Annotated in this window: 24 protein-coding genes; 12 read left to right on the top strand and 12 right to left on the bottom strand. The window is 58.9% G+C overall.

Annotation, left to right across the window (positions count from 1 at the left end; genetic code table 11):
• Positions 1-356 precede the first annotated feature (356 nt).
• Positions 357-1,382 carry a Leu/Phe/Val dehydrogenase gene (locus tag TU84_RS07060; RefSeq protein ID WP_048368288.1) on the top strand — a complete coding sequence of 342 codons (1,026 nt, stop codon included), beginning with the start codon at positions 357-359 and terminating at the stop codon, positions 1,380-1,382.
• Between the two features lie 22 nt (positions 1,383-1,404).
• Here the strand turns inward: TU84_RS07060 and TU84_RS07055 are convergent, their stop codons facing one another.
• From TU84_RS07055 to TU84_RS07045, 3 genes are all read right to left on the bottom strand, one after another.
• Positions 1,405-1,779 carry a MerR family transcriptional regulator gene (locus TU84_RS07055; RefSeq protein ID WP_048368286.1) on the bottom strand — a complete coding sequence of 125 codons (375 nt, stop codon included), beginning with the start codon at positions 1,777-1,779 and terminating at the stop codon, positions 1,405-1,407.
• Positions 1,780-1,815: 36 nt separating this feature from the next.
• A complete protein-coding gene (locus TU84_RS07050) occupies positions 1,816-2,391 on the bottom strand; it encodes an NAD(P)H-dependent oxidoreductase (RefSeq protein WP_048368284.1) in 576 nt (191 codons plus the stop codon).
• A gap of 77 nt (positions 2,392-2,468) precedes the next feature.
• On the bottom strand, positions 2,469-2,726 hold the full coding sequence (locus TU84_RS07045; protein ID WP_048368282.1) for a YebG family protein: 258 nt from the start codon (positions 2,724-2,726) through the stop codon (positions 2,469-2,471).
• Between the two features lie 244 nt (positions 2,727-2,970).
• Here TU84_RS07045 and TU84_RS07040 point away from each other — a divergent pair, with 244 nt between their 5' ends.
• Positions 2,971-3,471, top strand: coding sequence for a phosphate-starvation-inducible protein PsiE (locus tag TU84_RS07040; RefSeq protein WP_019410844.1), 501 nt, complete (start codon positions 2,971-2,973; stop codon positions 3,469-3,471).
• A gap of 79 nt (positions 3,472-3,550) precedes the next feature.
• Here TU84_RS07040 and TU84_RS07035 read toward each other — a convergent pair whose 3' ends face one another.
• From TU84_RS07035 to TU84_RS07020, 4 genes are all read right to left on the bottom strand, one after another.
• A complete protein-coding gene (locus TU84_RS07035) occupies positions 3,551-3,976 on the bottom strand; it encodes an HPF/RaiA family ribosome-associated protein (protein ID WP_048368279.1) in 426 nt (141 codons plus the stop codon).
• A 200-nt stretch (positions 3,977-4,176) separates the two neighbouring features.
• Positions 4,177-6,507 carry a TonB-dependent Fe(3+) dicitrate receptor FecA gene (gene fecA / locus TU84_RS07030; RefSeq protein WP_048368277.1) on the bottom strand — a complete coding sequence of 777 codons (2,331 nt, stop codon included), beginning with the start codon at positions 6,505-6,507 and terminating at the stop codon, positions 4,177-4,179.
• A gap of 159 nt (positions 6,508-6,666) precedes the next feature.
• Complete coding sequence (locus TU84_RS07025) at positions 6,667-7,632, bottom strand: FecR domain-containing protein (RefSeq protein ID WP_048368276.1); 966 nt, start codon at positions 7,630-7,632, stop codon at positions 6,667-6,669.
• Positions 7,629-8,117 carry a sigma-70 family RNA polymerase sigma factor gene (locus TU84_RS07020; RefSeq protein ID WP_048368275.1) on the bottom strand — a complete coding sequence of 163 codons (489 nt, stop codon included), beginning with the start codon at positions 8,115-8,117 and terminating at the stop codon, positions 7,629-7,631. Before TU84_RS07020 ends, TU84_RS07025 begins: the two co-directional genes overlap by 4 nt.
• Before the next feature lie 184 nt (positions 8,118-8,301).
• On the opposite strand from TU84_RS07020, the gene TU84_RS07015 reads away from it, so the two are divergent.
• From TU84_RS07015 to TU84_RS07000, 4 genes are all read left to right on the top strand, one after another.
• Complete coding sequence (locus TU84_RS07015; RefSeq protein WP_048368273.1) at positions 8,302-8,853, top strand: RNA polymerase sigma factor; 552 nt, start codon at positions 8,302-8,304, stop codon at positions 8,851-8,853.
• Entirely contained in the window at positions 8,850-9,839 is a 990-nt protein-coding gene (locus TU84_RS07010) for a FecR family protein (RefSeq protein ID WP_048368271.1), read from the top strand. Before TU84_RS07015 ends, TU84_RS07010 begins: the two co-directional genes overlap by 4 nt.
• Positions 9,840-10,001: 162 nt before the next feature.
• Positions 10,002-10,208, top strand: a complete 207-nt coding sequence (gene relB, locus TU84_RS07005; RefSeq protein ID WP_048368269.1) for a type II toxin-antitoxin system RelB family antitoxin — start codon at positions 10,002-10,004, stop codon at positions 10,206-10,208.
• A gap of 117 nt (positions 10,209-10,325) precedes the next feature.
• Complete coding sequence (locus tag TU84_RS07000) at positions 10,326-12,758, top strand: TonB-dependent siderophore receptor (protein ID WP_048368267.1); 2,433 nt, start codon at positions 10,326-10,328, stop codon at positions 12,756-12,758.
• A gap of 102 nt (positions 12,759-12,860) precedes the next feature.
• Here TU84_RS07000 and TU84_RS06995 read toward each other — a convergent pair whose 3' ends face one another.
• Positions 12,861-13,736 carry a helix-turn-helix domain-containing protein gene (locus TU84_RS06995; RefSeq protein WP_048368473.1) on the bottom strand — a complete coding sequence of 292 codons (876 nt, stop codon included), beginning with the start codon at positions 13,734-13,736 and terminating at the stop codon, positions 12,861-12,863.
• 134 nt (positions 13,737-13,870) lie between these two features.
• Here TU84_RS06995 and TU84_RS06990 point away from each other — a divergent pair, with 134 nt between their 5' ends.
• Positions 13,871-14,767: a DMT family transporter gene (locus TU84_RS06990; RefSeq protein ID WP_048368266.1), complete on the top strand. Its 897-nt coding sequence runs from the start codon at positions 13,871-13,873 to the stop codon at positions 14,765-14,767.
• Positions 14,768-14,867: 100 nt separating this feature from the next.
• Here the strand turns inward: TU84_RS06990 and TU84_RS06985 are convergent, their stop codons facing one another.
• Both TU84_RS06985 and TU84_RS06980 read right to left on the bottom strand, forming a co-directional pair.
• Positions 14,868-15,857, bottom strand: a complete 990-nt coding sequence (locus TU84_RS06985) for a 2-hydroxyacid dehydrogenase (protein WP_048368265.1) — start codon at positions 15,855-15,857, stop codon at positions 14,868-14,870.
• 172 nt (positions 15,858-16,029) lie between these two features.
• A complete protein-coding gene (locus TU84_RS06980) occupies positions 16,030-16,962 on the bottom strand; it encodes a LysR family transcriptional regulator (RefSeq protein ID WP_048368263.1) in 933 nt (310 codons plus the stop codon).
• Positions 16,963-17,180: 218 nt separating this feature from the next.
• Between TU84_RS06980 and TU84_RS06975 the strand changes: the two genes are divergently transcribed.
• The 4 genes from TU84_RS06975 to TU84_RS06960 all read left to right on the top strand — a co-directional run bounded on the left by TU84_RS06975 (position 17,181) and on the right by TU84_RS06960 (position 22,050).
• Positions 17,181-18,692, top strand: a complete 1,512-nt coding sequence (locus tag TU84_RS06975; RefSeq protein WP_048368261.1) for an efflux transporter outer membrane subunit — start codon at positions 17,181-17,183, stop codon at positions 18,690-18,692.
• Positions 18,693-18,802: 110 nt separating this feature from the next.
• On the top strand, positions 18,803-20,989 hold the full coding sequence (locus tag TU84_RS06970) for an FUSC family protein (protein WP_048368259.1): 2,187 nt from the start codon (positions 18,803-18,805) through the stop codon (positions 20,987-20,989).
• Complete coding sequence (locus TU84_RS06965) at positions 20,979-21,179, top strand: DUF1656 domain-containing protein (protein ID WP_048368258.1); 201 nt, start codon at positions 20,979-20,981, stop codon at positions 21,177-21,179. Before TU84_RS06970 ends, TU84_RS06965 begins: the two co-directional genes overlap by 11 nt.
• A 10-nt stretch (positions 21,180-21,189) precedes the next feature.
• Entirely contained in the window at positions 21,190-22,050 is an 861-nt protein-coding gene (locus tag TU84_RS06960; RefSeq protein WP_048368256.1) for an efflux RND transporter periplasmic adaptor subunit, read from the top strand.
• Positions 22,051-22,205: 155 nt separating this feature from the next.
• Here TU84_RS06960 and TU84_RS06955 read toward each other — a convergent pair whose 3' ends face one another.
• Together TU84_RS06955 and TU84_RS06950 are read right to left on the bottom strand one after the other, a co-directional pair.
• The gene (locus tag TU84_RS06955; protein WP_048368255.1) at positions 22,206-22,601 is read right to left on the bottom strand and encodes a hypothetical protein; all 396 of its coding nucleotides are present in this window, start codon (positions 22,599-22,601) and stop codon (positions 22,206-22,208) included.
• Positions 22,602-22,614: 13 nt separating this feature from the next.
• Positions 22,615-23,838 carry an MFS transporter gene (locus TU84_RS06950; protein WP_048368254.1) on the bottom strand — a complete coding sequence of 408 codons (1,224 nt, stop codon included), beginning with the start codon at positions 23,836-23,838 and terminating at the stop codon, positions 22,615-22,617.
• A gap of 108 nt (positions 23,839-23,946) precedes the next feature.
• Between TU84_RS06950 and TU84_RS06945 the strand changes: the two genes are divergently transcribed.
• The gene (locus tag TU84_RS06945; RefSeq protein WP_048368252.1) at positions 23,947-24,831 is read left to right on the top strand and encodes a LysR family transcriptional regulator; all 885 of its coding nucleotides are present in this window, start codon (positions 23,947-23,949) and stop codon (positions 24,829-24,831) included.
• The last annotated feature ends 354 nt before the right edge of the window (positions 24,832-25,185 follow it).

Below are 25,185 nucleotides of genomic sequence, written 5' to 3'. Positions count from 1 at the left end.
CAGATGGCGGTTAACCACATCCCTGTAGGAGCGAGCTTGCCTCGCGATCTTTTGATCTTGATCGGCTTTTGATCTAAGAGGCCATTGCCGCAGCAATGGATATGTACTCAAATCAAGAGCACCCCCTCACCCTAGCCCTCTCCCGAAGGAGAGGGAACCGATTGGGGGATGCTGAAGATATTCGCTGTCCTGTTTGCTGCGCGACAGCGCCGCGTCGAACACGGAGCGGCAGTTCCGGACGTTCTCCATATACCTGCAACCAGCGCAAATCCTCGAACCTTATTCCTGCTCACTTCAACGCCTTTTTTGCGACGGCCTATACTGGCGTTTACCTGTCACCGATCGAGGGCTGGTTAATGTTTGCTCTCATGCAAAGCGCTCATGTGGAGTCGCTGCACCTCAGTATTGATCCCGTTACAGGGCTTAAAGCCGTGATTGCCATTCACAGCAGTCGCTTGGGGCCAGCGTTGGGTGGGTGCCGTTATCTGGCGTACCCCAACGACGAAAGTGCCGTCAGCGATGCGGTCCGTCTGGCCCAGGACATGAGCTATAAAGCAGCGCTGGCCGGGCTGGCAGTCGGTGGGGCAAAAGCGGTCATCATGCGCGCGCCTCATGTTGAAAGCCGTTCAGCGCTGTTTGAAGCATTTGGTCGCTGCGTGGAGCAACTCGACGGCCGCTACATCACCGCCATCGACAGCGGCACCTCCACTGCCGATATGGACTGCATCGCCCAATACACTCGCCACGTCACCAGTACCACCGCCGCCGGTGATCCTTCGGCGCACACGGCCATGGGCGTGTTTGCCGGCATCCGCAGCACCGCCTCATCGCGGCTGGGCAGTGACAATCTCGAAGGCTTGCGCGTTGCCATTCAAGGCTTGGGCAAAGTCGGCTATGCCCTGGCCGAGCAACTGCACGCGGCTGGCGCCGAGCTGCTGGTGTGCGACACCGACCCCGGCAAAGTACGCTTGGCCATGGAGCAGTTGGGCGCCCACCCGGTGGCCTGCGAAGCCTTGCTCAGCACGCCGTGTGACATTCTGGCGCCGTGCGGCTTGGGTGGCGTGTTGAACTGGCACAGCGTCGCCCAATTGCGTTGCTCTGCTGTGGCCGGATGCGCCAACAATCAGCTGACCAACTTGCAAGTGGCCGACCAGTTGGAGCGTCGGGGCATTTTGTATGCACCCGATTACGTCATCAATTCGGGCGGGCTGATCTACATGGCGTTGACCCACCAAGGGGCGCAGCCAGAAACCATCAATCAGCATTTGCTGCAAATCAGCAAACGTCTGACCGGCATCTACGCCCACGCCCAGGCCGAAAAACGTTCACCGGCCCGGGTTTCGGACGAATTGGCGCAGAAGCTGCTGTATGGGCAGGACTAAAAGCGGGCCGGTTTTCTGCAGGTTAAGGATCGCAGCCAGGATTCACAGGTTGTGAGGCATCCTTGAAACGGGTTTCAAATTCAACCAACTGCGCCTGCACCTGTTGCAATGCTTCGATCTGCCTCGCCACAGCATTTTTCTTTACCTCGATGGCGTTGCTGACCACCTCCCACGGCAAGGGTTGCCCTGGGTGGTTCTCGACAATCGTGAGCATTTCCTTAAGCTTGAAACCCAACTGCTGTGCACACTTGATGAACTTCAGCCACTCAACACTGTGTTGGGAGTAGATGCGGTATTTGCCCTGACGTTGAGGGGAGGGCAACAAGCCGATGGCTTCGTAGTGACGAATGCTTTTTATGGTCGTGCCTGACAATTGGGCCGCTTTGCCGATGTACATGAAAGGTCCTTAAAAGAGGCGTCGGCCGACGGAGCATTAGCGACGGGCAAGCGTCATGGCCTGTTGCAGCCACCTTTGCCGTTGAGTTGTGGTCGAGGTTAACACTGGGCCGAACATCAAAGTGGTCAGCGGTTTTATGCCGCAAAACGCCAAAGTGTGCTTGCGCATTTGATGAAGCCCCGGCATCCAGTAAACCCATTTGTAATACCACGGTGCAGTGTCCATGGCGACCAGCAGGTGGGCGGTGCGGCCTTTGAGCAATTTGTCAGGGAAGACTTTGCCCTGGCGGTACTTGAAGGCAAAGCCTGGCAGGAAGGTGCGGTCGATAAAGCCTTTGAGCAAAGCCGGAACGCCGCCCCACCACAGTGGAAACACAAACACCAGATGTTCGGCCCACATGATGTCTGCCTGGGCATCGAGCAGGTCTTGTTCCAGTGTCTGGATCTGGTTGTAACCTTCGTGCAGCACCGGGTCAAAGTTCAGAGCACCCAGTTGTACTATGCGCACCTCGTGACCAGCGTGCGTTGCTGCCTCGAAATAATTATTTGCTATCGCGCCACAGAAACTGTCGGTCGAGGGATGCCCCAGAATGATCAGTACACGCTTGCTCATCGCTACACTCACCTGAAAGAAGGCCTTTCAAGGTAAACGTTGCCCCAAAGGGGAGAGTCAAGCGAGGGCGCGACTGATTACTCGCTCTCGACCAGCAGCTCGGACAGCGCGTCGGGCTGGCTCTTGAAGGCCTTGGCGAACACATCGCGGTTCTTCGCCATGTAGATGCCGGCTTCTTCAACTTGCTGCTCGTTCAGCGACGGCACAGCCTTTTGCAACACTTCAGCCAGCAGCTCGGCCAGCTCGAGCATTTTGTCATGACGGTCAGCTTCGGCTTTATCCATGAACAAACGCTCCAGATCTCGGCTGCTGCGGTATACCACTTCGACGGCCATTTACCACCTCATATGCCTTCACGATAAGTTGTCTTACGAATACTGTGTTTTTATACAGCAAAAAGCATAAGCCAATCACCGCCCTTTGACTAGCGACTTTTTGACTCTAGCTGCAAATGGCAGAGGACGTGTCTAATCGCGGCTGGCCATCATCTCACTGGCGGTGACTGGCCTTTTTTCTGCATGCAGAAAGCGTCACGTTCATCGCGGATGATCCGTTTTAATCGACTCAAGGAGCTGCATCGTGAGAGTAAACAAAGCTGAGAAGCTACGTCGCCGGGTCCATGAGCTGGCCGAATCGATGGGCAATTTGTTCGTTGAAACCTTCCACTACCTGGCCTTGTTCGCCATTGGTGCAGTCACTGCCTGGGCGGCGGTGATGGAATTTCTGCAGATGGTGGAGAAGGGCAACATCAGCATCGACGACATTCTGCTGCTGTTTATCTACCTGGAACTGGGGGCGATGGTCGGGATTTATTTCAAGACCAACCACATGCCCGTGCGCTTCCTGATTTACGTGGCGATCACGGCGCTGACCCGTCTGCTGATTTCCAACGTCTCGCACCACAACCCGCCAGACATGGGCGTGGTGTACCTGACCGGGGCGATTCTGCTGCTGGCGTTTGCGATTCTGGTGGTGCGCTATGCGTCCTCGCAGTTCCCGTCAGTGAAGATCGAAAACCCGCATCGCAAGACCGGCGCCGGTTCTGGCGAGCACCCGGAGGTGGAGAAGGGCGAATTGTAATCTGGCGTTTTTGCACCACAAAAAAGGGCGGGCTTACCGAAGTAAGCCCGCCCTTTTTTAGTGCGCCCTTGGCGCTGAATCAGCTGTTGAGTGCGGCCTGTTCTTTTTCCAGGAATTCTTCTTCGAGCAAAGCGTCAGCACTGGTTTTGTGCTCTTTCTCTCCGAACCCCTCAACGGGCAGTTTTGCAGTGGGTTTACTCTTTAGCTTGCCGAACAAATGCTCCAGAGCGTGCTGCAGTTTGGTCGCAGCGCCTTCAACGGCGAGTGTCAGTTCATTAGCGTCGTGGGATACCAGAATCGGTTGGTGACCTTTTGGACGAGCCTCCATTTTGCAGCGTTTGTCTTTTGGACCGGACTTGCCGCCATTCTCATCGGTGACATGCACGATGACTCGAGTCAGGTCTAACAAGTAACGCTCGAGCGTAACTTCAACTGTAGCTGTCACCCAATTCTGGGTGCGTGCGTCAACAGCGATGTTTTTATCGGAAAAGACTTCAGTTTGCATAATGCTTCCCTTATCTAGCGTGCTCGTGTGAGTTGTGACGGCCTCGCGACTCAAAGGTTCATCGTCAGCGCTCACCTACAGTGTTTGAGCCGATGAGCAAATATTTCAAGCACTATTTTCAGGAACAATCATTGGCCCTGATCCGCGTCAGTCTTTGACAGGGGCAAAGGCCCGCATGGGCGGGCCATGGCCGATTTATATCAAAATGCAACAGAGGTCTGGACGTACACGGTGCGAGGTTCGCCCACGTATTTGCCCTTGTTGTTGTCGTCAAATGAGCGTGTGTAGTACTCGTGGTTGAAGATGTTTTTAACCCCGACGGCAACGTTCAGGTCAGACAGTTGATGGCCGAAATCGTAGCCAACGCGGGTGTTGAACAGCATGTAGCCGGGGATCAGGCCGGTGCTGCCGTCAGCGCTTTCAGTGCGGGTGTTGGCGTTGTCAGCGAACTGGTTGCTCTGGAAGGTGCTGTCCAGATTGGCCTTCCACGGGCCTTGGGTGTAAGCAACGCCAAGGCTGCCTTTGTTTTTCGAGGAGAACGGCACGCGATTGCCTTTGTTCGGCCCATCTTCGCGGATGGTCGCGTCAACATAGGCGTAGGTGGCATACACGTCGAAACCGGCCAATTCAGGGCTCAAGCCTTCGAGCGCATAGTTGACGCTGGCTTCGATGCCTTGATGGCGGGTTTTACCCCGGGCGATCACGGTGTCGGTGGTCTGGTTGCTGTCGTATTGATTGTTGAAGTTGATCAGAAATGCGCCGATCTCCGCGCGCAGGTTGCCATTGTCGTAGCGTGTGCCCAGTTCCCAGGTGCGGGCTTTTTCAGGTTTTACTTCGCCGCCAGTGACCCGGTTCGGCATCTGGCTGTACTGCACACTGCCGAATGAACCTTCGGTGTTGGCGTAAATATTCCAGCTGTCGGTGACGTGGTACATCACGTTGAGTGCAGGCAGCGGCGTGTTGTAATCGCCTTTATATTTCACGTGGGTCAGCAGATTGGTTTGCTGCTGTTCGATCATTTCGTAGCGAATGCCGGGCGTGAATGTCCACTTGCCGATATCGATTTTGTCGTCGATGAAAAAGGCGTGCGCTTCGGTGGCTCCGCGGGTGTCGCGGTCGTTGCGGCTGCTGGTGGTCGGTAGTTGGTTGTCAGCGATAGGCGTGCGGTAGCGCAACTCGTGCCCGGCTTCGTTGATGTAGCGATAGCCCACGCCCACTTCGTGCACGCTGCTGCCCAGGTCAAAGCCTTGGGCCAGGCGCGTTTCAACCCCGCGCACCCAGTACTCGCGGGGTGACAGCGAGAGGAAGGTGCCTTGATCCAGATACCCGCTGCGCAGGGTTTTGGTGAAGAAGCTGTTCACCGTGAATTCGCGGCGGTCTTCCTGGTAGCGATAACCAAAATTAACCAGCGTGCGACGGCCCCAGAACTTGTCGTTCGGGCGGGTCGATTGATACGGGTCAGCCTTGTAAGCCGCGGTGCTCAGGCCGCCCGGCATTTGCGCCTCGCCGTCGTAGTACTGAGCCATGGCGTTGAAGCTGTTGGCTTCGTCGAGTTGGTAGTTGCCCTTGAGAATCAGGTCATCGATGCGCGTGTCGCTGTGTTCGCGCCAGTCGCTGCCACGGGTTCCGGAGTAGAGCACGGCGCCGCCCAGGCCATTGTCGGCCGTGCCGCCTGCCAGCAGGTTGGCGGTTTTCTTGAAGCCGTCCTGGGTGGACGACGGGCTGGTTTCGGTCTGAACGCCCACTTTGACCGTCGGCTCCACGGGAATCGCGCGGGTCACAAAGTTGACGATGCCGCCCACGTTTTGTGGGCCATAACGCACGGCACCGCCGCCGCGCACCACATCCACCGCGTCCATGTTGCCCATGCTTACCGGGGCAAAAGACAACTGAGGCTGACCGTACGGCGCAAACGGCACCGGAATGCCGTCCATCAACACCGTCGAGCGCGTAGCCAGACGCGGGTTGAGGCCGCGTATGCCGAAGTTGAGGGCCATGTCATGGCTGCCGGTGCCGTTGTTTTCCGGGGCGTTGACGCCGGGGATGCGGTTGAGCACCTCGCGGGCAGATGTGGCGCCCTGGCGTTCGAACTCTTCGCGGCGGATCACGTCACGGGCGCCCGGATGCTCGAACACATTGATTTGCTCGGCATCGCCCAGCCAGTCACCGACCACGCTGGAAGCGCCCAATTCGATACTGTGCGGGGCGTCAGCAGCGGGTGCCGGTTGTAGGCTAAAGGCCCCTTCACCTTCTGAACGGGCTTGCAGGCCGGTGCCTTCGAGCAACGTTTGCAAGCCTTGCTCCGGGTTGAAGTTACCTTCCAGGCCGTGGCTTTGCAGGCCACTGGCGGCGGCCGAACTGAACGAAATCAGCACCCCGGCTTCACGTCCAAACTGATTCAGCGCGTTTTCCAGAGAGGAGGGTGCGATGTGATAGTGCTTGGCGTCAGCCTCGGCAACGGCGTTGAAGCTGAGGCTGGCACCCAGTAACACACTGGCCAGGGACGTAAGACGGAACGGCTGAGCGGGCATGAAAAAGTCCTGAGAAGAAGGGATAACCGAAGTGGCTTACCTTCTCTGTCACGCCAGATTTAAAAACAGCTCACGTTTTTTGAAATAAGCACACATCGCTTGCCTCGCGATCTTTTAAAAGATCAAAAGATCGCGAGGCAAGCTCGCTCCTACAGGGGGTTACGCACGTGCCTCGACTGTCACCCAGTACCGCGTAAAGCGTCTGACCCGCACCGGCAGGCTGATTTCCAGCAGGCTAAGGATCCGCTCGCTCTCGTCTATCGGGTAAGTGCCGGAGATCAGCAGCTCAGCGACTTTAGGGTCGCAATTGAGTTGGCCGCGGCGGTAGCGGCCCAGTTCGGCCAGAAAGTCTTGCAGGCGCATGTGTGCGGCCACCAGCATGCCGTCAGTCCAGGCGCCGCTGCCAGCGTCCAGCGCCTGCGGAGTGCTCCAGGCCAAGCGGTTAAAGCTCACTTGCTGATGGGCGTTTACCCACAACGGGCCGCCGGTGTGATCGGCCGGTGACAGCGCGACCCGGCCATCAAACACGGCCAGTTCGGTGCGGTTATTGAATTGGCGCAGGTTCAGGCGCGCGGCCTGCGGCTGCAACAGGCCATCGGCGGTGAGCACCTGCAAAGGCCGGGGATCTTTAGCGGTAATCAGCTGCATCTCGCCCTCCAGCAGACGAATCACGCGCTGCTGGGCGTTGAAGTTCACATCCACCGAGCTGGCGGTGTTGAGCTGGATCAGGCTGCCGTCTTGTAACTGCACTTTGCGACGCTGGCCGACCGGGCTGCTGTAATCCGCCAGCAGCGGGGTGATCGGCAATTGGTCGCGCAGGCCGTAGGTCAGTGCCGAGCCCGCGCCCAACAACAGCAACAGCTTGAGGGCGTGGCGACGGCTGCTGCTTTTCGGCGCGTTCAACGCGGCGTGGGCTAGGGGCGAGGACAGCCCGCGCAAGCGTTGGTTGACCCGCTGAATATGCTCCCAGGCGCGTTGGTGTTCGCTGTGGGCCTGTAGCCAATGCTCCCAGGCTTGCTGGCGCCGGGGGCTAAGCGCGCCGCCCTGCATTTCCACCAGCCAGCTCACCGCTTGCTCGGCGACCCCCGGGGTGATGTCTGGCGGATGATTAAAGGCGCCGTTCACAGGGCGAAGTAGCAGCGCAGGGCGGCTTTGTTCAGGTGGCGTTTAACCGTGGCAATCGAAATGCCCAGTTGCGCGCCGATCTCGGCATAGCTCAGGCCATCGACCTGTGCCAGCAAAAAGGCACGCTTGACCGGCGAGGGCAGGCCGTCGAGCAATTGATCCAGCTCGGCGAGGGTTTGCAGGATGATGGCTTTGTCTTCTTCAGACGGCACCAGCGTCTCGGGCAGCTCTGCCAGCGCCTGCAAATAGGCGCGCTCCAGCTCCTGGCGACGATAGTGGTTAAACAGCACGCGCTTGGCAACCACGGTCAAAAAAGCCCGGGGTTCGGCAATGGTCGGTGTTTCGCGGGCGGTCAGCAGCCGCATAAAGGTGTCTTGCGCCAGATCGGCAGCGCCTTGCGGGCAACCCAGCTTGCGCCGCAGCCAGGCGGTGAGCCAGCTGTGGTGGTCCTGATAGAGAACCTCGACGGTGTTTGACGGGGGCAACGACCACTCCAGCTGCGCAGAAGACGCTTTAGAGAACAAGAATTGTTCGCATTGTAGTAGCGAGGGATTGGATTGAGCAATCACCCTTGATCAAAGGATTCAGCACAGCCCGTCATCTGCTTTTGCATATGAGAATATTTATCATTAATATCCGCCTTCTTTTTGACTTCCCGCCTCGACGCCCATGAACCCTCCCGAACTCAAGGATGGACCTGGCAGTGAATCGCGCCATGGACGTGCGCATTTTCTGCAGGTGTTTTTATCCCAGCGCCCACAAATGGAAGCGCTGGTCAGCCGCCGCGTGGGCTGCCGGGCCACGGCCGCCGATCTGGTTCAGGATTTGTTTTTGCGGTTCTGGCGTCGGCCCTTGGTTCAGGTTGAGGAACTGGGCACTTATTTGCTGCGTTGCGCGGGCAACATCGCTATCGACCATCTGCGCAGCGAAGGCAGCCGCGACCGGCTCAACCAGCATTGGCAGACCGAGCCTGACGCCCAAGGCTGTGAGCCGCAGGCGGCGCTGGAGGCGGGCAATGATTTGCGCCAGGTCGAGGCGGCCTTGCGCAGCCTGCCGGAGCGCACCCGGCACATCTTTTTGCTCAATCGCATCCATGGCCGCACCTATGCCGAGATCGCCAAGGTCACAGGCGTGTCCCAAAGTGCCGTCGAAAAACATATGATGCGCGCCCTAGAGGCCTGCAAGGCCAGCTTGCGAGAGCCGCCAGGGACAGCATCGTGACTCAACATTCGAAGATCCAGGTGACACCCGAGCAGGAGCGCACCGCGCTGCAATGGCTGAGCGTGCTGCATGACCAGCCCGAAAGCGGCGACCAGGCCACCTTCAGCCGCTGGCTGCAAGCAGACCCGGCCCATGCCGAGGCCTACGCGCAGGCGCAAGTGGTGTGGGAACTGAGCGAAGTGGCGGGCAGCACCTTGGCCAATGAAGAAGCGCTGGTGATGCAGCGCTACCTGTCGCAGATGAACGTCAGCCGCCGTCATCGCCTGGCACGCTGGTCCAGCGGCCTCGCCGTAGCAGCCTGCCTGTTGCTGATGGTCGGGGTGTTCGCCGGTTGGCAACCCATGCGCTGGCTAAATGATCTGGGGGCCGATTACGTCAGTGCGCCGGGGCAAGTGCGAACCTTGACCCTGGCCGATCAATCCGAAGTGACGCTGGGCGCCGACAGCGCCATTGCTGTGAACTTCAGTGGCAACGAGCGACATGTCGAATTGCGCCGGGGCGTGGCGTTTTTTCACGTCACCCACACCGGCCAGCCATTTGTGGTGGATGCCGACGGCGGCGAAGCGCGGGTGTTGGGCACCGAGTTTGAGGTTCGTTTACAGCCTGGCGGCGCGCAGGTCACGGTGTTGTCCGGGCGGGTCGGGGTCAAGGCTGACAAACAGGCGCCGCAGCAGATTCTTACCGCTGATCAACAAGTGGCCTACGCCGCAGGCACGGCAGACACCGTGCACCGCGTCGACAGCCTTGCACAACTGGGCTGGCGCACGGGCTGGCTGACGTACTACAAAACCCCGCTGGCCGATGTCGTGGCCGACCTCAAGCGTTATTACCCCGGGCAGATTGTGCTGCTGAATGCGCAGTTGGGTGAACGGCGTATCAGCGGCAGCTTCCCCAGCCAGGACCCGCAAACAGTGATTAATTCCCTGCAAGGCGTGCTCGGGTTTGAACAGCACAACCTGTTTGGGAAGGTGATTGTTCTGCGCTGATTACCGGACTTTTCTCTCAAGCCAAAGCGGCGTGCCTTGCTTGTGAAAGCCGATTCTCAAGCCTAGCCTGAGTACATCTGGTTCACCCCCTTCATCGGCCCGGCAACGACAGTGAATCAGGTACGGATTAGACTCACGAACATTCACGCGGAGGGCTCCCCCATGAGCGCCAAACATACGCACTGTGTTGCAGAGTCCGCTGCTAAAACGTTCGAAACCCAAGAGCAGGCGGCCAGTTATGACCGTTGGTTTCACGCCAAGGTACAAGCCGCGCTGGATGATCCAGGCCCCGGAGTCCCGCACGATCAAGTAATGGCCGATATGCGGGCGCTTATTGAATTGAAGTGCAACACGCACAGTGCGGATTGAGAGGAGATTTAAAATTATTTTTCAACAACAGGTGAGGTAAACCCTGAGCCCATCCGTGTAGTGCTTGAAAATGCGAAAAATTCGTATTCCGTAACAAGTCATACACAGGTCATGAGCATGAAGTCCAGGGCAAGGTCGGCGGCAGGCGGTTCGGTAAAGCAGTGGATGGGCGCGTCTGCGTTGGTGATGGCAGGTCTGGCACTCAGCCCGTTGAGCGTGGCGTTGGCGCAAGACGTTGCGCAGCAGCAACCCGTGGCGCTGTTTGATTTCAATCTGCCGGCTAAGGCGTTGCCCCAGGCATTAAACGATTTCAGCCGCTTGACCGGCCTCAGTGTGGTTTACACCGATGAGGCGCCATTCGGCCTGCAAGCACCGGCCATTAAAGGTCGCCTGAGTGCAGATCAGGCTTTGCAGCAATTGCTGGCGCATTCGGGCTTCAACGTCCGCCGTATTGACGCCACCACCTACGCCCTTGAGCCGCAGCCGACCGGGGATGCGCTGAATCTGGGGGCGACCAGCATTACCTCGCAGATGCAAAACGACACCACCTATCAGCCTCCCGCCACGTCATCGGTGATGCGCGGCACGGGTTCGTCCATGGAAACCCCGCAAACCATCAACGTGGTGCCCGCGCAGGTGATTCGCGATCAGGCGCCGCGCAACCTCGATGACGCGCTGAACAATATCAGCGGCATCACCCAGGGCAATACGCTGGGTAGCACCCAGGACTCGGTGATGAAGCGCGGTTTTGGTGACAACCGCGACGGCTCGATCATGCGCGACGGCATGCCTATCGTGCAGGGGCGGGCGCTGAATGCCACCGCTGAGCGGGTCGAGGTGCTCAAAGGCCCGGCTTCGTTGCTCTACGGCATTCAAGACCCGGGCGGAGTGGTCAACGTGGTCAGCAAAAAACCGTTGCTGGAGCAGTACAACGCCGTGACCGTGCGCGGCTCGAGCTATGGCTCGGGTAAAAACGGCAGCGGTGGCAGCCTGGACAGCACGGGGCCTTTGGGTGATTCGGGGCTGGCTTACCGGATGATCGTCGACCACGAAGACGAAGATTACTGGCGCAACTTTGGCGTGCACCGCGAAACCCTCGTGGCGCCGTCGCTGGCTTGGTACGGCGACAACACTCAAGTGTTAATGGCCTACGAACACCGCGAATTCCTCTCGCCATTTGACCGTGGCACGGCGATCAACCCTGCGACTAACCATCCGCTGGACATCCCGGCCACGCGCCGTCTGGATGAGCCTTTCAACAACATGGAAGGACGTTCGGACCTGTACCGCTTTGAAGTCGATCATGACCTCAACGACGACTGGAAAGCCCACTTCGGCTACAGCTGGAACCGCGAAACCTACGACGCCAGCCAAGTGCGTGTGACCAAGGTCAACTCGGACGGTACCCTGACTCGCAGCATGGACGGCACCAAGGGCGCCCTCACCACCGACCGCTTTTCTACAGTCAGCCTGCAAGGCAAGGTTCAGGCGGCGGGTATGCAGCATGACCTGGTGTTTGGCCTGGATGACGAATACCGCAAAATCTACCGTGCTGAATTGATCCGCCAAAACAGCAAGTCCACCTTCAACTACCTCAATCCGGTGTACGGCAATGAAGTGGCGGGCACCACGGTCAGCGCCAAGGACAGCAATCAGACCGACCTGTTGCGCAGCGATTCGTTATTTGCCCAAGACTCCATTCACCTCACCGATCAATGGATTCTGGTGGCGGGTGCGCGTTTCCAGAAGTACGACCAATTGGCGGGTAAAGCCATCCCGTTCAAAGCCAGTACGGATACCAACGGGGTTAAATGGATTCCGCGTGCAGGGCTGGTGTACCGCTACACCGATGAGTTGTCGTTCTACGGCAGCTACACCGAATCGTTCAAGCCCAACTCCAGCATCGCCCCGCTGGATGGCGGCGTGGTACTCGATTCGGCCATTGCCCCTGAGCAGTCCAAGTCGTGGGAACTGGGCGCCAAGCTGGACATTCCGGGACGCATTACCGGCACGGTGGCGTTGTACGACATTAAAAAACGCAACGTACTGGTGTCGACAACCGTGGGCGCAGACACTGTTTACTCGACGGCGGGCCAGGTTCGCTCACGCGGCCTGGAACTGGACGTCACCGGCCAGTTAAGTGACAACTGGAGCCTGATTGGCAGCTACGCCTACACCGATGCTGAAGTGACCAAAGACAACACCTACCAAGGCATGCGCTTGCAGAACGTGGCCAAAAACAGCGGCTCGGTGTCGGCAGTGTATGACTTCGGCAGCATCATTGGCGGTGACAAGTTGCGGGTCGGCGCGGGTGCCCGTTATGTGGGCGAACGGGCGGGCGATGCGCTGAACGACTTCGACCTGCCGTCGTACACCGTGGCCGATGCGTTCGCCACCTACGACACCCGCATTGAAGGGCAAAAGGTCAAATTCCAGTTCAACGTCAAAAACCTGTTTGACCGCACTTACTACACCTCGGCGGCCAGCCGTACCTTCGTCTCGATCGGAGATTCGCGCCAGTTCACCCTGTCCAGCACCCTGGAGTTTTAAGCCCGCAGGTTATGGCCTTGGGTGGGAGCGGGCTTGCTCGCGATGCAGACGACGCGGATGTCCGGGCAGAGACCCAATCGCGAGCAAGCCCGCTCCCACAGGTTATGGGATGAAAGCCGCCCGGTACTCCCCCGGTGTGGCGCCCATGCTTTGCTTGAACCGGTTGGTGAAATGGCTGGCGCTGGCAAAGCCGCAGGCCAGTGCGATGTCGCCCAGCGCCAGCGAGCTGTTGCGCAGTAACTCACGCGCGCGGGCCATGCGTCGGGCTAGCACGTATTGATGCGGCGGCACACCGAAGCTTTCACGGAACATGCGCGCAAAGTGGTAGGGCGACAGCGCGCATTGCGCCGCCAGTTGCCCGATGCTGAGCGGCTCGGCCAATGAATGCTCAATGCTCTCAACCAAGTGGCGACGCTGATGGGCGGCCAGCCCGCCTTTGAGTTGCAGCCCGTCGCGCATCCCCACCTGATTGAGCAACGCATGGTCGAGCAGGGTGCTGGCCAGGCTGCTGGTCAGCAGGCGTTCGCCCGGCTCGCTCCAGTTCAGGTTGATCAACTGATGAAAGCGCAGGCTTTGCTGCTCGTCTTCTTGAAAGGTGATTTCGCGCAGTTGCAGGCTGCGCGGTTCGCGGTCGAGCAGGGTGATGCAACCCAGGGCGAATTGCTCCTGGCTGACATACACGTGCGCCAGGCGAATTTCGCCATTGATGATCCACGACGATTGATGTTCGGCGGGCAGCACACAGAGCTTGCCCGGCGAGCCTTTGCTGCCCGGTTTTTCCCGACGAAAGGTGCCCGTGCCGCCCGAGATATAGCACGACAAGGTGTGATGCGTCGGCGCCTCGTAGCTGCGCGCGTCGTGATGGTTGCTCCACAACGCCGCAGCCATGCCGTCACCCAGTTCGGCGCTGTGCTCCAGCCGGGCATTGGGCGAGCTGCCCATGGCTTGAAAAACGTGCAGGGTGTGCAGTGTGTGCATGGTCAATTCTCCAACGCCTTGCATCCTACTCCGTCACAGGCCGCCTGCCAGCCCCGGGTAAATAAAAGCGCAAGAATCTGCAAGTGCCGCACAACGCAGGGCCACACACTGCAAGCCATTGACGGGAGTGCGCCATGAATCTGTTTTTGTATGTGTTAACGGTTTTGATCTGGGGCACCACATGGATCGCCCTCAAACTGCAATTGGGCGTTGTCGCCATTCCGGTGTCGATCGTTTATCGCTTTGGGCTGGCGGCGCTGGTGTTGTTTGCCGTGTTGTTGCTCAGTCGCAAGCTGCAAATGATGAACAAGCGCGGGCACTTGATCTGCCTGGCTCAGGGCTTGTGCCTGTTTTGCGTGAACTTCATGTGCTTTTTGACCGCCAGCCAGTGGGTGCCGACGGGGTTGATTGCGGTGGTGTTCTCCACGGCTACCCTGTGGAACGCCTTGAATGCGCGGGTCTTCTTCAAACAGAAAATCGCCCGTAACGTCATTGCCGGCGGAGCATTGGGTTTGCTCGGTCTGGCGCTGCTGTTCTGGCCTGAATTAAGCGGGCACACCGCGACACCACAAACCTTGCTGGGGTTGGGCCTGGCGCTGATCGGCACGATGTGTTTTTCGGCAGGCAACATGCTCTCCAGCCTGCAACAAAAAGCCGGGCTCAAGCCGCTGACCACCAATGCGTGGGGCATGTTGTATGGCGCGAGCATGCTGGCGGTGTACTGCGCGTTTAACGGCATCCCGTTCGACATGGAGTGGAACACGCGCTACATCGGCTCGCTGTTGTACCTGGTGATTCCGGGTTCGGTGATTGGCTTTACCGCGTACCTGACCCTGGTCGGGCGCATGGGCCCGGAGCGAGCGGCGTATTGCACGGTGCTGTTCCCGCTGGTGGCGCTAAACGTGTCGGCGTTTGTCGAAGGCTACCAGTGGACAGCCCCCGCGCTGGCCGGGCTGGTTCTGGTGATGCTGGGCAATGTGCTGGTGTTTCGCAAACCCAAGCCCGTGCCGATGACAGCCAAACTGGCCTGATAACGTTAAATTTCAGGCGCGGGCTTTTGCCTTTGAAGATCAAAAGCCCCAATCAGTCCCCTCTCCCGGAGGGAGAGGGGACTGATTGGGGGATACAGGGTTAGCCTTTGAATACCTGCGGATTGACCAGATCCTGCGGGCGTTCGCCGAGCAAGGCGCTGCGCAGGTTGGCCAGCGCACGGTTGGCCATGGCTTCGCGGGTTTCTTCTGTGGCCGAGCCGATGTGCGGCAAGGTCACGGCGTTTTTCAGGGCAAACAACGGTGATTCGGCCAGCGGCTCTTTCTCGTACACGTCCAACCCTGCACCGCGGATAGTGTTGTTTTGCAGGGCTTGAACCAGCGCCGCTTCGTCCACCACCGGGCCACGGGAGATGTTCACCAGAATCGCGCTTTTCTTCATCAGGTTCAGTTCGCGCTCGCTGATCAAGTGCTTGGTTTTCTCGCTCAGTGGCACCACCAGGCAGACGAAGTCGGCCTCGGCCAGCAACTGATCCAGCGTGCGGAACTGTGCGCCCAATTCTTGCTCAAGTTCCGTCTTGCGGCTGTTGCCGCTGTACATAATCGGCATGCCGAAACCCAGGCGGCCACGACGGGCAACGGCGGCACCGATATTGCCCATGCCGACGATACCCAGCGTTTTGCCGTGCACATCGGTGCCGAACAAGGCTGGCCCTACGCTGGCTTTCCATTCACCAGCCTTGGTCCAGGCGTCCAGCTCTGCCACACGGCGCGCGGCGCTCATGATCAAGGTAAAACCCAGGTCGGCGGTGCTTTCGGTCAGCACGTCCGGGGTGTTGGTGAGCATCAGCCCGCGTTCGTTGAAGTAATCGACGTCGTAATTGTCGTAACCCACCGACACGCTGGACACCACTTCAAGGTTCTTGGCGTTTTCCAGCTGCTTGCGACCCAACTTGCGGCCAACGCCGATCAAGCCATGGGCGTGGGGCAGGGCTTCCTCAAACTGAGCATTGATATCGCCCAGCTTGGGGTCAGGCACGATGACGTTGAAATCCTCTCGCAGGCGCTCGACCATTGCTGGCGTGACGCGGCTGAAGGCAAGTACGGTTTTCTTGGTATTAGAAAGACTCATCGGTACAAGGCTCGTCGGCTGTCGGGAATGTAAGCACGCTAACATTCCCGCTGAAATTGTGCAGCCCTGATTAGCTTTTGTGGGAGCGGGCTTGCTCGCGATAGGGGCGCTGAGCGTATCCAGAAAGACCGCATTGCTTGCATCGCGAGCAAGCCGGCTCCCACCGTTCGCCTTAACTGTACGTAGCCAGCTCTACCTGATGCGCGGTCAGTATTTCGGGCAGCGTGCCGCGCAGGAACTCGACCCAGGTTTTGATCTTCGCATCCAGGTATTGGCGCGACGGGTAGATGGCGTACAGGTTGAGCTCTTGCGAACGGTACTGCGGCAATATCCTCACCAGTGTGCCGTTGCGCAGGCCTTCGATGGCGGAGTACAGCGGCAAAACGCCCACGCCCATGCCGCTGATGATCGCGTTACGCATGGCATCGGCCGAGTTGACCAAAAACGGCGACGAATTGATCAACACCATTTCCTGGCCTTCGGGGCCTTCGAACACCCACTTGTCCAGGGCAATCACCGGGCTGACCAGGCGCAGGCAGGCGTGGTTGAGCAAGTCGCTGGGTTTGAGCGCTTTGCCGTTGGCTTTCACGTAGTCGGGAGAGGCGCAGACGATGCTGTAGGTAATGCCCAAACGCTGGGACACAAAACCCGAGTCCGGCAGTTCGGTGGCCAGCACGATCGAAATGTCGTAGCCCTCGTTGAGCAAATCCGGCACACGGTTGGCCAAGGTCAGGTCGAAGGTGACGTCCGGGTGAGTCTTGCGATAGCGGGCAATGGCGTCGATCACGAAGTGATGGCCAATGCCGGTCATGGTGTGCACTTTCAGTTGCCCGGCCGGGCGCGAGTGCGCATCGCTGGCCTCGGCTTCAGCTTCTTCAACATACGCCAGGATTTGCTCGCAACGCAGCAAATAGCGCTTGCCGGCTTCGGTCAGGGCAATGCGCCGGGTGGTGCGGTTGAGCAAGCGGGTTTGCAGGTGAGCCTCAAGGTTGGAGACCGCGCGCGAGACGTTAGCGGTGGTGGTGTCCAGCATGGCGGCCGCGGCGGTAAAGCTACCGGCTTCGGCCACACAACTGAAGGCGCGCATGTTTTGCAAAGTGTCCATGAAGTGCTCTCAGGGCGGTATAGGGGACAGCAACAAAGGAGACAGCGACAAATTGTGACATGAAGTTTCAGGATTTACTGAGCGGATCTCATGCGACTTACGGATTATTCTGTGAACGGTAATAAAGAATCACAGTTATGCCAGCTTATCGTTGCCCCTGCCAAGCCATAGACTTATCTATCTCGAAAAACCTCCCCTCATGTCAGGAATTTGCAGCAGTGCAGCGTCGCATCAGCAGAGAGCTTAAAGCCCTCAGTGTTCTGGCTTTATCGTTGGCATTAAATGGCTGTATCGGTTTCGGCGGCATTGCCCCCAAGGGCGAAATGCTCAATGCCAATACCCTGGCCACTGACGAGGCGATTAAAAGCGCCGCGCAAGACGCAAACTGGCCCACAGCCCAATGGTGGCGCGCTTATGGCGACCCGCAATTGGACAGTTGGATCAGCCTGGCTGTACAGGGTAGCCCGACCATGGCAATCGCCGCCGCCCGTGTGCGGCAGGCCAAAGCCATGGCCGGTGTGGCCGAGTCTGCCGAGTCCCTGCAAGTCAATGGCACAGCGGCGCTCAAACGACATGGCTGGCCGTCGGACCAGTTCTATGGTCCCGGTGGTCTGGACAGTGCCAATACGTGGGACAACAACGCCCAGTTAGGCTTCAGTTATGCGCTGGATTTGTGGGGCCGTGAGAGCAATACCACCGAGCAAGCGGTGGACATGGCCCACATGAGCGTGGCCGAGGCGCGCCAGGCGCAACTGGAGTTGCAGAACAATGTGATCCGCACCTACATCCAGTTGTCGCTGCACTACGCGCAACTCGACATTGTTGAATCGACCCTGCACCAGCAAGAGCAGATCCGCGACCTGGCGCAGCGACGCCTGGACGGCGGCATCGGCACCCATTTTGAAGTCAGTCAAGCTGAAGCGCCGCTGCCCGAAACCCATCGCCAGATCGACGCACTGGAAGAAGAAATCGCCCTGACGCGTAACCAACTGGCCGCGCTGGCCGGTAAAGGCCCGGGCGAGGGCGCACGCCTCAAACGCCCGACCCTGGCGTTGAACACAGTGCTCAAACTGCCATCGACGTTACCTGCGCAATTGCTCGGCCAGCGCCCGGACGTGGTTGCCAGCCGTTGGGAAGTGGCCGCGCAAGCCCGGGGCATCGACGTTGCCCACGCCAATTTCTACCCGAACGTGGACTTGGTCGGCAGCCTTGGTTTTATGGCCACAGGCGGCACCGCGCTGGGTTTTTTGACGGCGCAGAAAATGAGCTACAACGTCGGCCCGGCGATCTCCTTGCCGATCTTTGATGGCGGCCGCTTGCGCTCAGAGTTGGGCGCGGCATCGGGCGGTTATGACCTGGCGGTGGCCCGGTACAACCAGACCCTGGTCAACGCGCTCAAAGGCATCTCTGACCAGTTGATCAAACGCGAGTCCATGGACAAGCAGCAAGTGTTCGCGGCCGAGTCGGTGGCAGCGGCGCAGAAAACCTATGACATCGCCATGATCGCCTACCAGCGCGGCCTCACCGACTACCTCAATGTGCTCAACGCGCAGACCCTGCTGTTCCATCAGCAAGAAGTCCAGCAGCAAGTCGAGGCGGCGCGCTTGAGTGCTCACGCAGAATTGGTGACGGCATTGGGCGGGGGCCTGGAAGCAGGCAGCGACGTCCCCAAAGACGACCGTTATGCGCCGAACAAACCTGGGGCGGTTATGGCCTTGTTCAATAAATGACGCAGCGCCCCCACCCTGTAGGAGCGAGCTTGCCTCGCGATCTTTTAAAGATCGCAGCCTTCGGCAGCTCCTGCGACGAGTTCCGGTTTCACACTTTTGAGAGCCTGTAGATGAACCACTTGCCCGCCCCGGTACGCTGGCTGTATTCGCTGGAATGGCGCCGAGGCTTTTTTGACTGGGCACGCAGCGATGGCGTGACCTGGGTGCATATTTTCAAAGTGTTGATTGCCGCATTTCTGACCCTGTGGTTGGCCATGCGTCTGGAATTGCCACAACCGCGCACCGCGATGATCACCGTGTTTATCGTGATGCAGCCGCAAAGCGGCCAAGTGTTCGCCAAAAGCTTTTACCGGTTTCTAGGCACCCTGACCGGTTCGGCAGTGATGGTGGCGTTGATCGCCTTGTTTGCGCAAAACACCGTGCTGTTCCTCGGTTCGCTGGCAATTTGGGTGGGTATCTGCTCGGCCGGTGCGGCGCGTTGCCGTAACTTCCGCGCCTATGGTTTCGTCCTGGCCGGTTACACCGCCGCCATGGTGGGCCTGCCGGCCCTGGCGCACCCGGACGGGGCGTTTATGGCCGCCGTATGGCGAGTGCTGGAAATCTCGCTGGGCATTTTGTGCTCAACCGTGGTCAGCGCCGCGATCCTGCCGAAAACCGCCGGGGCAGCGATGCATGACGCGCTGTACAAGCGCTTTGGCGTGTTTGCCGGGTTTGTCGCCGAAGGCCTGCGCGGCCAGTCGACCCAAGAAGCCTATGAAGCCAGCAACGTGCGCTTTATCGGCGAGAGCGTGGGCCTGGAAGGCATGCGCAGCGTGACGGTTTTCGAAGACCCGCACATGCGTCGGCGCAGCGGCCGTTTGAGCCGCCTCAACAGTGAGTTCATGGCTGTGACCACGCGCTTCAACGCCTTGCATCAACTGCTGGCGCGGTTACGCTCGCGGGGCGTGGGCTCGGTGATTTCGGTGGTCGAGCCTGAGATGGAGTTGCTCGCGCAGTTGCTGGAGGCCTATTCGGGCCGTTCCTTGACCGACAAAGACGCCGTGGTGCTGGCCGAACAATTGGCCGAGTTCAAGACTCGCTTGCCGGCCCAGGTCCGCGCACTGCGGGTGAGCTTTCTGGAAAACCAGCCCAGCGACACCGAGTTTCTCGACTTCAACACCGCCTTCGAACTGCTGTTCCGTTTTGTCGATGATTTACACAACTACGCGCTGACCCATGCGTCGCTGGCCGACCACACCCACGAACGTGAGCGTTGGGACCAACCCTTTATCTCGCAAACCAACTGGTGGTCGGCGGCCGCTTCAGGGATCCGCGCGGCCTTTATCCTGGTGGTGCTGGGCACTTACTGGGTGCTGACGGCCTGGCCGAGCGGGGCGATGATGACCCTGATTGCCGCCGCCACGGTCGGCTTGTCAGCGGCCACGCCCAACCCCAAACGCATGGCCTTTCAAATGGCCTGCGGGACTTTTATCGGCGCGATAGTGGGCTTTGTCGAAATGTTCTTTGTGCTGCCGCACATCGACGGTTTCCCGCTGCTGTGCCTGGTCTTGACCCCGGTGATTGTGTTCGGCTCGTTCCTCACCTCGCGGGCCAACTACGTGGGCGTCGGGCTTGGCTTACTGATCTTTTTCAGCACCGGTTCGGTCCCTGACAACCTGACGATCTACAACCCGTACCAGTTCATCAACGACTACATCGCCATGGTCATGGGCATGCTGGTGTGCGCAGCGGCCGGGGCAATCATTCTGCCGCCCAACAGCCACTGGTTGTGGAGCCGTCTGGAACAAGACCTGCGTGAACAAGTGGTGTATGCCATCAGCGCCAAGTTGCGCGGCTTGAGCTCCAGCCTCGAAAGCCGTACCCGCGACCTGATGCACCAGGCGTATGGCCTGGCTGCCGGCCAGCCCAAAGTGCAACGCGAACTGCTGCGCTGGATGTTTGTGGTGCTGGAAGTGGGCCACGCGATCATTGAGCTGCGTAAAGAACAGGCGATTTTGCCGATTCACCCGGCGTATGCCGAGTCGCAGCCCTGGCGCCAAGCCATCCGCGTGATGGGTCGTTCGCTGGTGCGTTTGTTTATCGCCCCCAGCGAAAACAACCTTGAGCGCGCGCTGATTGCGGTCGATCACGCCATCAGCCGCGTGCAGGCCGCCGACGAACCCTTCGCGCGCAATTTCGACACCTCGGCGTTGGTCCGGGTGCAAAGCTACCTGCACTTTATTCGTACCTCACTGCTCGACCCGCAATCGCCGCTGGCTCATTTTGCCCAGCCGCAAGGACTTGAACATGCCTCGTGAAATCGCCTTCCACGGCGTCTACATGCCCACCATGACCCTGATGTTTTTTATCGCGGCGGGGTTGGCATGGGGCTTTGACCGACTGTTTTCCGGCTACGACCTGTACCGCTTCTTCTGGCACCCGGCGCTGCTGCGCCTGAGCCTGTTCATTTGTCTTTTTGGCGCCATGGCGCTCACTGTTTACCGTTGAGACTGATCCGATGAAAAAGTTCTTCAGCCTGCTTGCCACCTTGCTGGTTCTGGCCCTTGCGATATGGATCGGCCGCACCCTCTGGGAGCATTACATGAACACCCCGTGGACCCGCGACGGGCGGGTCCGCGCCGACATCATCAACGTGGCCGCAGACGTCAACGGCTACGTGGTCAACGTGCCGGTCAAAGACAACCAGTTGGTGAAAAAGGGCGATGTACTGCTGGAAATCGACCCGGAGCACTACGAAATTGCCGTCAAACAAGCCGAGTCGCTGGTGGCTTCACGCAAGGCCACCTGGGAGATGCGCAAACAGAACGCCCGTCGCCGGGCCGACATGGACAACCTGGTGATCTCCCGCGAAAACCGTGACGACGCCGGTAACATTGCCGATTCAGCCCTGGCTGATTACCAGCACGCACAGGCGCAACTGGACGCGGCCAAGCTCAACCTTAAACGCACCAAAGTCGTGGCCACCGTTGATGGCTACGTGACCAACCTCAACGTGCATCCGGGTGACTACGCACGGGTCGGCGATCCGAAAATGGCCGTGATCGACAAAGATTCGTTCTGGGTCTACGGCTTCTTCGAAGAAACCAAACTGCCGCACATTCGCGTTGGCGACACCGCAGAGCTGCAAATGATGAGCGGCGAAGTGTTGAAAGGCCACGTAGAAAGCATCTCGCGCGGTATCTACGACCGCGACAACCCCGAGAGCCGCGAACTGGTGGCGGACGTCAACCCGACCTTCAACTGGGTGCGTCTGGCCCAGCGTGTGCCGGTGCGCATCCACATCGACGAAATACCGGACGGCTTCCTGCTGGCGGCGGGCACCACCTGCACCGTGATTGTTGATCAAACCGATAAATAACCTGCACAACTGTGTAGGAGCGAGCTTGCCTCGCGATCTTTTGATTTTTATCCAAAAGGCTTTAAACGCCGCAATGGGTATCTGCGAGCAATAGATCAAAAGATCGCGAGACAAGCTCGCTCCTACAATTTTTTGGCAATAGGGTAAATACCCGCTTAACCCGCGCTAAACGTCTCATGCAAATGACGCCACAGCACCTTGCCACTGGCGTCGCGCTCAAACACCACGGTGGCCCGGCGGTCGGTGCGGGTGCCGTTGTGTTCTTCTTGCAGCTCCCGGTAGCTGACCACCGCGCCTTCTGCGTGCAAGGCGATGCCCTGGAATTCGCTGAGGGTGATTTTTAACCCCGGGCGGGCCCCGCGCAGTTGCTCAAACAGCGTTTCGACACCATTGGCATCCAGCACTTTGCCGGTCGGGGTGATCATCGAAAACTGTGCAGAGAAACGGGCAAGCAGCACCGGCAACACGCCCGGTTCCAGGCCGGAAAACCAGCCTTCAATCTCAACGTGGGTTTCGGTTACAAGGTCGAAGTAGCTCGAATAATCAGTCATCACAGTTTCCAGGTCAGGGCGCCAGCAAGGCCAGCACGTGTGGTGTATTGAGGCGTAACACGGGGATAAGCGGCGCCAGGGTTAATACGCAACCGATGGCAAAGCATAGGGCAAAGGCGTGGGGCGTCGAGGTGATTGTGCTCAAGGCGGCGAACAACGCCATCATCAGCGCTGGACCGAGCAGAAAACTCAACTGGCGGTTGATATTCCACAGCGCGCTGGCGTGCCCCATGCGTTCGGGCCTTATATCGATAAACGCGGTGTTTTGCGCGGTACTGCTGCACAGGCTGCCGCCAAATCCCATCAGTGCGTACAGGGGGATCGCCAGCCACAGCTGTGAACTGTCCACTTGAATCAGTAAACCAATGCCCAAGGCTTGCGCACCCATGCCCAGCAGCATTAAGGGTTTGGGCCCCAGTTGGTTGAATTGATAACGGCTCACCATAATGCCCAGCGCCGACGCCAGCGCCCACGGCAGCATCAGGGCGCCGGTCTGCGCAGGGCTCAAGCCCAACTGGTGCAAATACAAAATACTCACCAGTTGGGTGCCGATAAAAATCCCCGCCACACACAGGTACATCAGCATGGCGACGCGCAGCAGCGGGCTTTTCAGCAAGCCGCCCATGCTGCGGGCGCCGGTTGCCAAGTTGTTGAGGTTGAGTGCCGGGCGCTCGGTGGGGCGTGGTTCGGCTTTGATCCACACACACGCCAGCACCAGAGCCAGCAATGCCAGCGGCAGGTTGGCGTAGAACACCCCGCGCCATGACCCGTACTCCACGACCCAACCGCCCAGTGCCGGTGACAACGCCGGTACCAGCAGCGCGACCAATAGAATCACCGATGTCAGGCGTGCCCGCTCACGCACCGGAAAGTGCCGGTAGACCATGGCCTGGCCGACCGGGATCAACAACCCGCCGCCCAGACCCTGGAGCAAGCGCCAGCCGATAAGCGCCTCGATTGAACCAGCTTGGGCGACACACCACGACGCGACACTGAACACCAGCAGCGAGGCGAGAATCAGGCGTTTCTCGCCAAACACCGAGGCCAGCCACACGCTGGGCAAAATGATCAACGTGAGGCCGAGCATGTAGGCATTGCCGATCCAGGCCAGTTGATTGACCGAGGCGTGCAGCATCTGGCCGATCTGCGGGTAGGCAATCGATGCGGCGAACATGTTGACCAGGTCCAGTGCAAAGCCGAGCACATAGATCAGCGCGAGTTTGTTGCGATAAGCCATGTGGGGTTCCTTGAAAGAGCCTGCACAGTAAGTCGCTTTTTCCTTTAGAGAAATGGCCTGCGCCCTGCTAGATTGTCAAAAATATTTTGACAGTCAGCGGGTTTAACCATGGTCAGCCTCGATCGATTCGACACCTTCAAAGCCGTGGTCGAAGCCGGCTCATTGACCGCAGCCGCTGATTTGCTGGGCCAGACCCGGGCCGTGGTCAGCTTCAACATCAAACGCCTGGAGGCTGAGCTCGGGGTGACGTTGCTCATCCGCAACACCCGGCGGCTGGCGCTGACCGAGGCGGGCGAACGTTTCTATGTGCGCTGCCTGAGCATGCTCGAAGAAGCGCGGCTGGCGATTGACGAGGCGCGCAGTGAACACACCGAACTCAAGGGCACGCTGCGCATCACCACCACGGTGGAGTACGCGTTGGCCAAAGTGGTGCCTGCGCTGGAGCTGTTTCGCGCCCGACACCCTGAACTGAACGTGCATCTATCGACCTCTTCGACCCATGCAGACCTGATCTCAGAGCGTTTTGACGTGGCCCTGCGGCTGGGCCGCGTGCTCGACTCCAGCCATCGCGCCGTGCAGTTGCGCACCTTTGAGATTCTGCCGGTGGCCTCGCCGGGCTTTGTTGCCAGCCTGGCGCCGATCAACAGCGTGCAAGCCCTTGAACAAGCACCCTGGCTGGAACATGGGCGGGTCGGTGAGTTGAGCATTACCGAGTTGAGCAGCGGCAGCGTCCGGCCTTATCAACCCAACCCGGCCAATGCGCGGATCAAGGCCGACAATTCATCGGTGCTGCAGGCGTTTGCCTTGACCGGGCAGGGCGTGGCGATTTTGCCGGACTGGCTGATCGAGGACGATTTGCAGGCCGGCAGGCTGGTGCATCTGCTGCCCGGCTGGCAACTCACGCGCCAAGGCATCTATGCGCTGTACCCCGACACCCGTCATCTGCCCCTGAAAGTTCGCGTGTTTATTGATTTTATGAAGACTCACGGATAACGCGGTACATTCATACTAAAGTTATAACTCCATTGTTTTTATATTTTTTTATAAAAAAATAAAGAAGTATGAATAATGCATTGAGTGTGTGTTCCGTTATCACGCGCTGTGCGTTTTATTATCATGCTGTGTGCGTTGGTGTGACATGGATTGTCAGTGGCGGGTGATTCAATACGCGTTGAATGTGCGTGCACTCATCGGGTGCAAAAGAGGGAATTAGCCTGTTTTGAAATTGTCGGCTGTATGGCTAGTATTGTCCCTGCATTGCCAGAGCTGTATCGGCATAGAACTTGGAAGTCGTCCACCTGACGGTTTTAATTATTACGCGTTGTCTGGGTGTGTTCACCATGGTTA

This window comes from Pseudomonas helleri, assembly GCF_001043025.1.
Lineage (GTDB): Bacteria > Pseudomonadota > Gammaproteobacteria > Pseudomonadales > Pseudomonadaceae > Aquipseudomonas > Aquipseudomonas helleri.
Note: the sequence above shows the minus strand (reverse complement) of the source record. Positions and strands in the feature narration are given on the sequence as shown.